General features: G+C 57.4%; 11 protein-coding genes and 1 pseudogene. 5 read left to right on the top strand and 7 right to left on the bottom strand.

Translation table 11 applies throughout. The features are described 5' to 3' along the window. Positions 1 to 42: 42 nt before the first annotated feature. The 5 genes from IPM54_04655 to IPM54_04635 form a co-directional block, all read right to left on the bottom strand. Positions 43 to 2,307: a cadherin-like beta sandwich domain-containing protein gene (locus IPM54_04655; GenBank protein MBK9259105.1), complete on the bottom strand. Its 2,265-nt coding sequence runs from the start codon at positions 2,305 to 2,307 to the stop codon at positions 43 to 45. Beyond that, positions 2,304 to 2,960, bottom strand: coding sequence for a sulfoxide reductase heme-binding subunit YedZ (locus IPM54_04650; GenBank protein MBK9259104.1), 657 nt, complete (start codon positions 2,958 to 2,960; stop codon positions 2,304 to 2,306). Before IPM54_04650 ends, IPM54_04655 begins: the two co-directional genes overlap by 4 nt. Before the next feature lie 5 nt (positions 2,961 to 2,965). Continuing rightward, positions 2,966 to 3,994, bottom strand: coding sequence for a protein-methionine-sulfoxide reductase catalytic subunit MsrP (msrP, locus tag IPM54_04645; GenBank protein MBK9259103.1), 1,029 nt, complete (start codon positions 3,992 to 3,994; stop codon positions 2,966 to 2,968). 185 nt (positions 3,995 to 4,179) lie between these two features. After that, the gene (locus tag IPM54_04640) at positions 4,180 to 5,355 is read right to left on the bottom strand and encodes a hypothetical protein (GenBank protein MBK9259102.1); all 1,176 of its coding nucleotides are present in this window, start codon (positions 5,353 to 5,355) and stop codon (positions 4,180 to 4,182) included. Between the two features lie 4 nt (positions 5,356 to 5,359). Then, positions 5,360 to 6,112, bottom strand: coding sequence for a hypothetical protein (locus tag IPM54_04635; protein ID MBK9259101.1), 753 nt, complete (start codon positions 6,110 to 6,112; stop codon positions 5,360 to 5,362). A 196-nt stretch (positions 6,113 to 6,308) separates the two neighbouring features. Here IPM54_04635 and IPM54_04630 point away from each other — a divergent pair, with 196 nt between their 5' ends. After that, positions 6,309 to 6,545: a hypothetical protein gene (locus IPM54_04630; GenBank protein MBK9259100.1), complete on the top strand. Its 237-nt coding sequence runs from the start codon at positions 6,309 to 6,311 to the stop codon at positions 6,543 to 6,545. Between the two features lie 87 nt (positions 6,546 to 6,632). Here the strand turns inward: IPM54_04630 and IPM54_04625 are convergent. After that, positions 6,633 to 6,731 (bottom strand): annotated as a pseudogene (locus IPM54_04625) (short-chain dehydrogenase). 191 nt (positions 6,732 to 6,922) lie between these two features. Here IPM54_04625 and IPM54_04620 point away from each other — a divergent pair. Both IPM54_04620 and IPM54_04615 read left to right on the top strand, forming a co-directional pair. After that, complete coding sequence (locus tag IPM54_04620; GenBank protein ID MBK9259099.1) at positions 6,923 to 8,230, top strand: aminotransferase class V-fold PLP-dependent enzyme; 1,308 nt, start codon at positions 6,923 to 6,925, stop codon at positions 8,228 to 8,230. A gap of 70 nt (positions 8,231 to 8,300) precedes the next feature. Then, positions 8,301 to 8,519, top strand: a complete 219-nt coding sequence (locus tag IPM54_04615) for an EF-hand domain-containing protein (protein MBK9259098.1) — start codon at positions 8,301 to 8,303, stop codon at positions 8,517 to 8,519. 61 nt (positions 8,520 to 8,580) lie between these two features. Here IPM54_04615 and IPM54_04610 read toward each other — a convergent pair whose 3' ends face one another. After that, positions 8,581 to 10,251: an AAA family ATPase gene (locus IPM54_04610; GenBank protein ID MBK9259097.1), complete on the bottom strand. Its 1,671-nt coding sequence runs from the start codon at positions 10,249 to 10,251 to the stop codon at positions 8,581 to 8,583. A 248-nt stretch (positions 10,252 to 10,499) separates the two neighbouring features. Here IPM54_04610 and IPM54_04605 point away from each other — a divergent pair, with 248 nt between their 5' ends. Together IPM54_04605 and IPM54_04600 are read left to right on the top strand one after the other, a co-directional pair. Further along, complete coding sequence (locus tag IPM54_04605) at positions 10,500 to 11,066, top strand: hypothetical protein (GenBank protein MBK9259096.1); 567 nt, start codon at positions 10,500 to 10,502, stop codon at positions 11,064 to 11,066. Next, a complete protein-coding gene (locus IPM54_04600) occupies positions 11,063 to 12,760 on the top strand; it encodes an OmpA family protein (GenBank protein MBK9259095.1) in 1,698 nt (565 codons plus the stop codon). The genes IPM54_04605 and IPM54_04600 overlap by 4 nt, the downstream gene beginning before the upstream one ends.

Genomic DNA, 12,760 nt, shown 5'->3' with positions numbered 1-12,760 from the left:
CAAGTGAGTGAAAGGCGTCAACATTTTATGAAGCACCTGCGGTCAGTGATACACGAACACGGCTCCGCTATCGGTCGCTGTGTTGTTGTATGGATTGGCGTTCATGCCAACACCGCTGCTATCGTCCAAATGTGATCCGCATATGAGCGTGCCTTCTGACAAGGCAATGGTTTTGCCGAATTCATCGTAAGCATCCGTGTTCAGCGCTTTGAGGTACGTCAATTGCGACCACGTTGCGTTCTCGCGGGCAAACAGGTACACCGCGCCCGAGTCGGCATCGGTGTTGCTTTGTTGCGAGCCGTTCATGCCCACGGCATTGCTATCTTCTGCGAATGCACCCACGGCGAGCACATCGCCCGAAATGGCCACGCTCGAGCCAAACGCATCGGCATTGCCGGGATTCGACGCTTTGATGTAGGATTGTTGCATCCACATGCCGCCGGTCCGGCCGAAAACGTAGACGGCGCCGGAATCGTTGGCATTATTGTCACTTTGGTTGCCGTCGACACCCGCGGCGCTGCTATCCTCGCCTCGTGCGCCCACGACGAGCATATCGTCTCCGAGCGCGACGCTCGAGCCGAATCGGTCGCCGCCTGCGGTATTCGATGCTTTCATGAACGCTTGTTGCGCCCACGTGCCGACTACCGAACGAACGAACACGTAAACCGCCCCGGCCTCGAAAGCGCTTTCATTCGATGCTGGGTTGATTCCCGTGGTATTGCTGTCTTCGTCCGTCGCGCCCACGGCGAGTGTGTCGCCCAAAAGCGCAATGCTCGCGCCGAATTGATCCAAGTTATCGGTGTTCGACGCCTTGATGTACGCCTGCTGCTCCCACATGGTGCCGGTTCGCAAAAAGACGTAGACGGCGCCACTTTCGTTTGCCGAATTGCTCGTTTGATCATTGCCGACACCCGTCGCGCTGCTGTCTTCATCCGGAGCGCCTACGGCAATGGTATCGCCGGAAATGGCTACCGCTGCACCGAATCGATCGTAAGCACCGGTATTCGACGCCTTGATGTACGCCTGTTGCGACCACATCCCTGCCGCATCGCGAACGAATACGTACACGGCGCCGCTGTTCGTCGCCCCCTCGTCATTTTGAGTGCCGTCAATGCCGGTGCTCTTGCTGTCTTCGCCTGGGGCTCCCACGACGAGCGTATTTCCCTCGAGCGCAATGCTCGTGCCAAATGCATCGTTGGTGTCCGTATTGGAAGGTTTGATATAGGCTTCTTGCTTCCACGTGCCGCCTTCGCGCACGTAAACATAGACGGCGCCGCTGGCACTTCGATCGTTGTTTGCACCGTCGCCATTGACTCCGGTTGCGCTGGAATCTTCGCCCGTTGCTCCCACGGCCATGAGATTGCCCGAAATGGCCACGGGATACCCAAAATAGTCCAAGGCGCTCGGATTCGATGCCTTGACGTACGTCGTATCGAGCTTCTCTTCGCGCGACACGATGACCGCGTATTCGCGATCCGCGCCGCTCGGAGCCTGCACGCTGACGTTGATGATGTTGCTTCCAAATTCGAGACGAATGGGAGACGACTCCATTCCGGATACGACGACTTCCCCATTCACCATGATGATGGCGTCCAAATTCGAGGCCGTGGGAATGACCGTAATCGAAGGAACGAGCAGACCGACGCTGGCAAGGTAAATCGACGTATCCGTTGCGAATACGGGACTGAGCGTGCCTTCGGACAGGGCGAGGTCGATGAGGCCCGTATCATCGGCGACGCACGTGACGTCGACGTTCGTCACGTCCGCCCCCATGACGACGCCTACGTCATTGAGAATCGTACACGCTTGATTCAAAGGAGCTTGTTCCACATCGACAGCGTACGGCTTGCCATCCTGGAGCATGACGGAAAATGAATATTCACCATCCGCGGACACCGTGACGGTATCGGTACCATTTCGCAAAATGAGCGGCCCCGACGAACCTTTGACCGTGCCACCGATACGGTACAACTTTTGCTCGGAGCAGGTCACTTCAATGTCGATGATATCGACCGGACCCACGACACCTTTGCCATTTTCGACGATGCAATCTTGATCTGCGGGTTCTTCGACCACCACCACGTCATAAAGCGTGCCCACGGCAAACGGCGAGGGAAAAAAGAATGGCCCGGGTTCCGTCAATGTGATGACCGAACCACTGGCAAAGAGCGTAAGTCTGCCCGAGAGTCCGATCACGGTACCGCCAATTTGTTGCGGCTCGGGCGCCGTGCCCGAAGTATCGAGACATCCGACCAAAAACATCGAGAGAAACGCGAAGAACCAAATGAAGCGGTTCGAACGATTCATGGGCGATTCACCTGTCCTATTGCCTTCTTCTGCGCTCGTTCAATGAAAAAATCTACGATTCGTACGACAAAGAGCCCACCGAGCACGCTTGCATAAATCAAAGGTTCGGCGGTGACTTTCTTGACGCGCATGATATAATGAACAATGCCCAAAACCCCGACGACATACGCCAACCGATGGAGCCGTTTCCAACGAACGAATCCCATCGTCTTCAGCGCTTTTGCGGTCGATGTCATCGCCATCGGAATAAGCAATACGAATCCAAGAAACCCAACCAAAATAAATGGGCGTTTGGCAATGTCTTCTACAATCGGCCCGAGCGCGAGAGATTGATCGACGACGGCATAGAGCAGAAAATGCAAGCAGACATAGAAGAAGCCGAGCAATCCGAGTGATTTGCGAATGCGGATCGGCCACTTCCAATGCGTCACGACCTGAAGCGGCGTCGCGGCAAGCGACAAGAGCAAGAGAAGCAGCCCGAGCAGGCCGAGCTGATTGAGTGCCTCGGCAATGGGATTGGCCCCCAAATCCCGCCGGAGGTAACGCGCGACGAGAACGACGAGAGGCAATAGCCCGCCTGTCGTAATGGCAGGCACGAGCCAACCGAGTTTCCCCTTGGCCCCACGTTTTGCGGGCGTTTCAACGATTGCCATGGCCATCAGTAATACATCCGAAGATCCATGCCCTCGTACAAAGAAGCGACCTCTTGCTCGTAACCATTGAACATGAGGGTGGGCCTTTTTTCCGTGTCCCCAATTCGCAGCTCCATGGCTTGACTCCACCGCGGATGGTCGACGTTTGGATTGACGTTCGCGTAAAACCCATATTCTCGCGGCGCCGCCTTGTTCCACGACGTGGGCGGTTCCTTTTCCACGAGCGCGATGCGCACGATCGATTTAATCGACTTGAATCCGTATTTCCACGGCACGACGAGCCGAATTGGCGCTCCATTCTGGCCAGGAAGCGCCTTGCCATAAAGCCCCACCGCCAAAAACGAAAGCGGATGCATGGCTTCGTCGATACGAAGACCTTCGACGTAAGGCCATTCGAGCACGTCCGTGAGCTGAAAAGGGAGCTGCTCGGCATCGAGAAGCGTCGTGAATGCGACGTACTTGGCGCGTGAGGTGGGCTCGAGCTTTTCGATGAGTTTTTTGAGCGGAAAACCGAGCCACGGAATGACCATCGACCAGCGCTCGACACACCGCAATCGATACACTCGTTCTTCGATGTCGAACCATTTCAGGATCGTATCGATGTCGACCTTTTGCGGCTTTTTTTTGATTTCTCCTTCGAAGCTCACGCTCCACGGTCGATGTTTCAATGACTTTGCATTTTTCGCTGGGGCTTCCTTTTCGAGTCCCAGCTCATAAAAATTGTTGTATGTGGTCACGTCCTCGTAGGGCGTTTTTGCTTCGTCCGTCTTGAATGATTTTTCCATGGCGACGGGCGATGCGGATGCAGCCGCCGAGGGCGCGGCGGTAGGAACGGGCACAGGCAAGTCGGGTGCCTGGGCAGGCGTCGTCACGGGGGCGCGTTTGCCCGTGCCCGTGAGGCCCACGAGGCTCGCGCCGAAAAGGGCGGAAGTTCCTACGTAGAGGCCCGCGCTCTGCAGCCACTCGCGGCGGCGTAGATAAAGCGTTTCCGGCGTGATTTCCGACGAAGGAATTTTCTTCGACGACCGGGCCATGAGGCCATGATACCAGAACGGATCGCCTCGAAGTCAATGAGATCCTAGCACTGAACAGAAACCCCGGTAGGAGCCTGATTTTTCCGGCACTTGCGGTTCCCCCGAACTCGCCCGCTGCGCGGGCTCAAACAGCGGGACCCACCACGAGCGCCGTCAAAAATCGAACCTCTACCTCATAAACCATATCAAAAAATACCAAAACTCAAGCCACCTTGAGCGGCAAAACCCACGCCCTCGACCGCTCGCAGAAAGACGGGGCCCGCGTGTGCAAATAACCCCACTTTCGCGCTGTTTCGAGGCCACCCGAAACGCACGGCATGACCGGCAGAAAATTGCAGCTCGACGCCCCAGCGCGCTCCATGCCCCGCATTGAATCCCAAGTATCCCACGAGCGGATAATATCCGTAGCCAAAAAATGGAACAATCGACAAAAATCGCGCCGGTTCGAAGCGATAACGCATTTCTGCACCCCACGCGCCCGCGCCGAACGTTCCGAATCCCCCGAAAGCAAACCGTCCGATTTGCCGCCCCATGAAGATCTCGAGTCCTCCGAGCCCGGCCGTCAAAGGCGCCCGCCGAATGGCACCTCCACCCACGCGCCCTACGAAAATCCAGTCTGCATCACCAGGAGCTCGATAACCCAAATGCGGCATTCCCGGACGAACGAGCGGCAATGGATCCATGGTCCCGCGCGGCAAACCGAGTGCTTCGTCGAGCACCAAAGCATATTGTTTGCCATCATCGATGGGGACCGCGGGCAAATGAATACGATACGTGCCGCTTTCGCCCGGATCGAGGTTCTTTTCGCCTTCCAAAATGGCCGCATCGATGACGGCAAATACGGCGAGCGGGAGCATCACGAGCGCCGCACCAGCAATGCCGACGCCCGCACCAACTACCCCGCCACCCATTCCTCCGGAGCCCGCGACCTTGCCGATCGAGCTGCCCATTCGAGCACCTGCAATGGCGCCATCGACAGGACTTCCAAGATTGATATCGTCACGCGTCTTCGCCGCTCCCAGCAACCTTGCCGACGAATCGAACCGCGCCAGCTCGATTCGCTCGGGCTCGATGTGCACCGGCTGCCCGGTTTCATTGTCGATTCGCACATCGACACGATTGGCGGGCGATTTCGATGCGTACGACGCATGCACGCGCTCGATATGCGCGGAAAAACCATTGCCACGCGCTTGAAGACGCGCGGCCTGGGTGGGTTCGAGCGGGTGATAACCAATGCCACTGCAACCCATCGCAACGAATGACATGGCGGCAATCGTGCCGATGTCGATCCACGACGCACGACGTCGCCGCGCGAGATTCGCGTGATATTCCGGGAGGCGTATCAAATCAATCGTATCCACGACACTATCGCACGGGCATGCCGCACATTTCACGAACCGCATTGAACTTGGCTTTTAGCGTGTCGGCTTCGAGATCGAGTTTCTTTGGCTCTTTCCGCAATTCGGCCAGCCGACGCATGGGCAGAATGGCCTCCGCGAGAACGGAAACGAGTGACTTGAAACTCGCATCGAGCGGTGCATCCTTCACGGTTACATTGGCAGTGCTCGCTTGATAGGTCTCGATGTCCTTGGCGAATTCAGCGTATTGATCTCCTTCGAGATGCGGCATTTTGGTCAGATGGGGCCCGAGCTTGTCGCATTCTCCCGGGGGCGCTTTGCTGCAAGCAGCATCGAAATCGTCCGCCGCTTTGCCGAGCTTTTCCTGCCACTTCATCAGACCGTCATTGATTTTTTCAATTTCGTCGAAGATCGGCGTCAATTGCTTCATTCTCGACGTAAATATGTCCGCCTGCGCCACCAACTCGACCGTCGCTTTGTCGAGCCCCGGAGTTTTCATGGGTGCCGCTTGAAAATCCCTTGACAACTTCTCGAGCGCGGGAACGAGCAAACGGCCGCCAGCCACTCCCTTGGAACCTTTGACCGCATCGTCGATTTCTTTGAACTTCACCGCAATGGCGTCGCACTCGGCTTGCTTGCCGTCCGCCGTGCCGCTCGCGGTCGCCCCGCCGTCCGTCGACTTGGCCGGCGGAGTGCTACCGGTACAGCCGGAAGCGGCGACGAACAGCAGCGCAGCGACGAGGCTCTTGCGAATATGCATCAACCGCAAATATCCCAACGAAGGGGCGCGGTCAACGACGGAAACGGCCTCGCGCATCCATGAACTTCTGCTCAACAACGTGAAAGGTAACTGCCATTGCAGCGCTCCGCCGCTCGTAAGGAACGCGGGCACATTCCCTGGCACGACGACTGCATCGGTCGATCTTTACACGTGCACACGTGTAAAGGGGGATGCCATGGCTACGTGCGAGGTGTGCGGCAACGATTATGACAAGACGTTCGACATCACCATGGGCGGAACGAAACACACGTTCGACAGCTTCGAATGCGCGGTTCACTCGCTCGCTCCAGTCTGCAGTCATTGCCAATGCAGAATTCTCGGTCACGGCATGGAAGCGCACGGGAAGTTTTATTGCTGTGCGCACTGCGCCAAGCAAGGGGGCGAGCGCGGTCTGCAAGATCGAGCGGCATGATGCTGGCGGTCCGTCCCGAAGTCATTACGACGGCAATGGTTTGGGCTGCACGTCGCGTTGGCCCAGGATGCCGTAATCGATCATCGTTGCAAGCACGAATCGCGCTTTTCGCTCGGCAAACGCAAGCGCCGTAGCGAGCCCAATGCCGCTCGATGCGCCTGTGCTGACCACGACTTTCCCCTCGAGCGCTCGGTCCATCGTCCTCGCCTCCCCGGCCAACGTCGGTTCAAAGCGTGCCGAAAGCGACCCGTGCGCCACGCTCGAACGTGCTGGACGGTGACGTTGTCATTCCGAAAAACCAACATCTTGCAAAATTGGGCGATCTTCGCCATTTACATCGCTATGCTTCAGGGCTATCGCTCTCTGGGAGGTTTTCAATGTTGCCCAATCGACGCCGAATGCTGGGCGCCATCGCGCTGCCTTTCGTTTCAGCCGCATGTGCCCCTGCCGCGCCTCTTGGCGCGAACAAGCCCCCGAATCTGCCGAAGACCCGAGGGGCGGAATCGGACATGGTTCGTGATGAAGATTATTGGGCGGAAGTAGGCCGCCATTTCACGATGGATCGGTCGATCGTGAACTTGAACAATGGCGGCGTGAGCCCCGCACCGGAATCCGTTCAGGCTGCCATGAATCGTCATGTTGGTTTCGCCAATTCGGCGCCGCCTCCGTATGCGCTATGGGAAATCGCTCCGCCCTTGCGCGAAGCGGTGCGGCGACAACTGGCGTCGCAATGGGGCGTGGACGCCGAAGAGATTGCCATCACGCGCAACGCTTCGGAAGGACTTCAGATTTGCCAATTCGGCATCGACCTCGGGCCCGGCAACGAAGTGCTGGCGACGACGCAGGACTATCCGCGCATGATCAATACGTTCCGGCAGCGCGAACGGCGCGAAAAGATCGTGCTCAAACAATTCGACATTCCCGTTCCCGCCGAAGACACCAATCAACTCGTGTCGCTCTACGAAGCGAACATCACGCCCAAAACGAAGCTCGTTTTGGTGAGCCACATGATCAACCTCACGGGTCAGATCATGCCCGTGCGCGAAATCGCCGCAATGGCTCGGCGTCGTGGCATACCGACGATCGTCGATGGAGCTCACGCGCTTGCCCACTTCGACTTCAAGCTATCGGATCTCGATTGCGATTATTACGCGACGAGTCTCCATAAGTGGTTGTTCGCACCGCACGGCACCGGTCTGCTGTACGTGCGCAAGAGTAAGATTCGCTCGCTTTGGCCGCTCATGGCGGCACATTCGGACAAGGACGACGACATTCGCAAGTTCGAGGAGATCGGCACGCATCCCGAGGCCAATACGCTGGCCATTGCAGAGGCGCTTGCGTTTCATCAGGCCATTGGAGGAGCGCGAAAAGAAGCGCGGCTCATTCATTTGCGCGACCTATGGTGCAAGCGCTTGCTCGCATCGGGACGCGTGCGTCTGCATACGAGCCTGAAGGCACATCCCGCGAAGCTTGCTTGCGGCATTGCAACGTTTCAAGTCGAAGGGATCGATCCGGTCAAACTCCAGGCGTATTTGTGGAGCGAACATCGAATTCTCACCGTTGCCATCGTGCACCAACAGTTTCAAGGTGTACGCGTCACGCCGAGCGTCTACACGACCCCGGATGAAATCGACAGGTTTTGCTCGGCGGTCGAACGGGTCATCGCCAAAGGGCTCCCGGCGTGACGTCGAGAAAGTGGATGCGATGGTCACGAAGCAGTTGAAGTCGTCATGTCTTTGGTGATAAATGGCCGCCATGACCATGAATGAAGACACGATCCGCGCGCAGTTTCGAAACCTCGACAAAGATGGCAACGGCCAGATTTCCGCGGCCGAAATCCGCGAAGTCTTGACGGCGCTCGGCGACAAGTTGACGGACGACGAGGTTGACGAGATGATCCGCGACGTCGACAAGGACGGCGACGGTCAAGTCAACTACGAGGAATTCCTTGCGCACATGACGTCGGGCGAGTGACCGGGACCCGGCGTACCACCTTACAAACGAAGCACAAGCCGCATTGACGACATTTCCGTCGTCACGTAATCAATTCATCGACGCGTCTTACCCAAACTTTTTTCCCGTCGAACGCCATAGCGTATTCGTGCACGGGCGATGCTCCGGCCGCAAGGAGCTCGGCGGCATACTGCCGCTCACGAATCTGTCGTGCAGCCTCGACGAGGACGTCTTCGGGGTTTTCGTCTTCGCTCCGCACTTTCAGTTCCATGACGACGCCTGGACGTCCTGCAGTTTTCGGCCGCATGAGGACGTCGGCGCGACCGTAACCGGATTCGCGATTCGATCGGACCTCGTATTGTGATTCGATGTGTACGAGCATGCCCAAAACGAAGCCGTGATAAAGCTTTTCAGGCTGTTTTCCGGCCGGATCCTGAAAGGACATGGCCGTTAGCAGAATCTTTTCGAGCAACTTCTGAATCGCGCCCGTTTCGCCAGTCAAAAGGGCTTTGACTAGATCATTGGTCAAATATTGTTCAGGGTCGATTTTGTCGAGCCAATTGCGGAACATATCCTCGTAAACGAGCCGGATTTCATTGTTGGGAATGCAAAGCCACCCGGTCAATCGACCTTCATTGAGTTCCGACTTCGCCACCTTGAGGTATCCAGAAAATGCCAGAAAATTCCAAAGCGCATTCGACCGTTTTTCGATATCGCGCAAAACGACGTTGTCATCGAGTGGAACTTCGATGTTCTCCCCATGAAGCAGCGCGGACGACTTCTCCGACAAACCCAGTCCTTGTTTGGTGGCGAGTTGCTCGATGAGATCGCTCGATCCAGTATTCACCCAATACGGCTTGAGCACGCCTTCTTCAATGTAGCACAGAATGGACCACGGATTGTAAATGACGTGGCCGCCGAAGAGATAACCGTTGTACCATGCACGCACTTCGTCGAGGCGCCCGGCATCGATGATGTTCGCCACTTCCTCGTCGGTAAACCCAAAATGCGTAGCATACCGAGGGCTCAAGATGGAGTGCACGCGAACGTTGTTGAGCCCCGAAAACATGTTTTCTTTCGATACGCGCAGAATGCCCGTCAGCACGCCCTTGAAAAGAGCCACGTTGTCCTTGAGGGCGGCTGAAAAAAAGTTGCGAAAGAACAAAACGATGTCGTCGAAATAGCCGTGCATGTACCCCGATTGAATCGGCGTATCGTATTCGTCGACGAGAATGACGACCGGCGTCTTGTAATGCTCGTGAAGTGCATGCGACAACCACTTGAACGAATATTGAAGTTCGTCCGTTGTGACCGTACCATCGAGCACGCTGCGGAATCTGCGAGCCATGGTGGGACTGAAACTCGGATCGTCGAGCAGATGACGATACAGGTCGAATGCTGCGACGATCTGATCACGTATTCCCGCAATCGCCCCCTCGAACATATTCGCCTTCACATCTTTGAACGTCACCGATATCGTCGGATACTTTTGGAAGTGCTTCATCGCTTGGGGATTGCGCGTCACGGCAAGCCCCTCGAACAAGTGCGATAGATCCTCGTCCGTCTTGCGCAGGAAGTAGCCGAGCATCGAGATGTTGATGGTCTTGCCAAACCGCCTCGGGCGCGGAAACAGCAGGGCCGAGCTCATGTCGTAGAGCACGTCGCTGATGAAACTCGACTTGTCGACGTAGCCGGCCCCGTTTTCGCGCACTTTGCGAAAGTCGGACTCACCGATGGCAGGACGAAACTTCACGAGGACACCTCCACAACAGGCGTAGCGGACTGTTGACTAGATGGCTTGGGAAGTCAAGCGGGCAAACCCAATTTTGCGTGCCGGTTCGGTCGCGTGCACGGGACTTGCTATGCCACCTCGAGGCTCCATGAACTCATCGCAATCGAAGGAGCAGTTACATGGATTCCAACACCTCTCGACGACAGCGTAGCGCTCCGCGTGCGAGCAGCAGTCTTCACGAGAGGTCGCCCAACACCATGAGGGGAACCATGAGCGCGAGCCCACGAGCGGACGTCGAAGCTGCGGCGCAATCCGCACAATCGTCGAAACAACAGTCGAACAACCTGGATCAGGTGCGGGAAATTCTATTCGGCGCGTATTATCGCGATTTCGAGCGCCGACTCGGACGGCTCGAAGCGCTCGTTTTGTCGCAAGCCGACGAGCTGCGCGCCGATACGAAGCGGCTCGTGCAGGTGCTCGAAGCGCACGTCAAGCGAGAAACGGAAGCCATGAGCGCCGAGCGGGAATCGGATCGCAATGCGCACGTGGAAGCGGCGAACAACGCTGCACGCGAATCGCGCGAAGCGATCGCGCAGATTGACCAGCGCATCAAAAAGCTCGAGGATGGGCTTGCCAAGGCTCAGCGTGACTTTCGCCAGCAATTGCTCGACGAAGGCAAGGCGCTCGTGGAAGAGACGCGGCGAATGCGGGAAGAGGTCGTCACGATGCTGCATCGAGAGCTCGCGATGTACAGCGGAGAAGCACCGGAACCAGCGCCATCGAGCGGCGTGGTCGAGACGCCACGCCCGCCGGAAACTCGGACCGCGGAGCCATGAAAGCCCGCGGGCACGCTCGGTCGGATGGGTATACCATTGACGACTTGCGCCCGCTGCTCGTAGGGCCCGAACAGCATCGGCTCGAATCGCTCGAGCAAAAGCTCGAAACCCCCGAAGGTCTGGCCGAAACCGTGGGCAAGGTATTGCCGCGAGCAACCGTCATCAGCCAAGGGCACGGCGAAGAGCTTTCGGCGTCATTGCGGCCGATCATCGTGTCCACGATACACGAAACGGTCCGCAAAGACCCGAAAGCGTTTGCGGACGCGATTTACCCATCGATTGGACCGGCCATTCGAAAAGCCGTCAGCGCAGCATTACATGAATTCGTGGAACGGATGGACGCATTGATTCAGCGCACCATGACGCTCGAAAGCGTCAAATGGCGCATCGAAGCTGCGCGCACAGGTCGGCCGTTTGCCGAAGTCGTCTTGCGCCACAGCTTCGCATACCGAGTGGAGCATGTGTTTTTGATGCACCGCGAGAGCGCCCTGGTCCTCGAGCACGTGACGACCAAGGCCAACGATCACGAGGATCCGGATCAAATATCCGCCATGCTCGCTGCAATCGATGATTTTTCCCGCGATGCCTTTCACCAAGAGGAAGGCGGCTTGTCCTATTTTCGTGTCGGAGAATTGACGGGGATCGTCGAGCAAGGTCCGCACGCTGTTTTGGTCGCCATCGTGCGCGGCGTCGCAAACAAAAGCGTAGAAAAACACCTCGTCGAAACGCTCGAACAAATTCATGAACGGTATGCGGACCTGCTCGCACGATTCAAAGGAGATGTTGCAGCGTTTGCGCCAGCTCGCGAGGCATTGATTGGGTGTCTCCAAGAGGAAGTCATTCAGAAACCGAAGCAATATCGAGTTTTTTTGATGCTCGGCGGAGCTGCCATCGTTCTTTTGTTGCTCCTCGGGCTTCCGCCGTATCTACGGCACAAACGCTTCGACACCTATGTCGACGCCCTCAGGCAGGAGCCGGGGATTTCAATCATCGACGCAGGCGGCAAATGGGGATGGGGATTTGCCGTCGAGGGGCTGCGGGATCCGCTCGCGACCGATCCCGCGTCGTTATTGGCAAGCCATGGGCTGCGCCCCGAACGGGTGGCGCTGCATTTCGAGCCCATCTATTCGCTGGATCCACGCCTCACCGAGCGTCGGGCATTGCACATCCTCGATCCACCGGCTGGCGTGTCGCTCGAAATGGAAAGTGGAACGCTCATAGCCGCGGGGGTAGCGCCGCGCGCGTGGATCGAGCGCACGCGCATTGTCACGAGCGCGCTGCCGGGCGTGCAGGCATTCGACGATACGCGTCTTTACGAGGCAGAAGCCATCACGGACGCGCAAGCAGCCGCGGCAACGATTGAAGGTGTCAGCATTTCCTTCGACCGCGGGTCGACACGCGTCGCGGGTCGTTATAACGAATCGCTCGATACCGTGGCGCTCGCGGCGCGGCAGCTTTTCGAATCGGCCCCTCGTGGAGGGTTCAGTGCACACATTGAAATTTTGGGCCAGGCGGACCAAACGGGTCTTCCAGAGGTCAATCGGCGCATCACCGAAGAGCGCGCCGAGAATGTCGCGGCGGAGCTGCGAGCACGTGGCATAGCGCCAGACAAACTCGTCCTACGAGGCCTCGGGCAATCCGATCCGCCTGCTCGTCGCGTGAACTTCACCGTACGGCTCGTACCAAGGACGTAG

It is taken from the genome of Polyangiaceae bacterium, assembly GCA_016715885.1.
Classification (GTDB): domain Bacteria; phylum Myxococcota_A; class Polyangia; order Polyangiales; family Polyangiaceae; genus Polyangium.
Note: the sequence above shows the minus strand (reverse complement) of the source record. Positions and strands in the feature narration are given on the sequence as shown.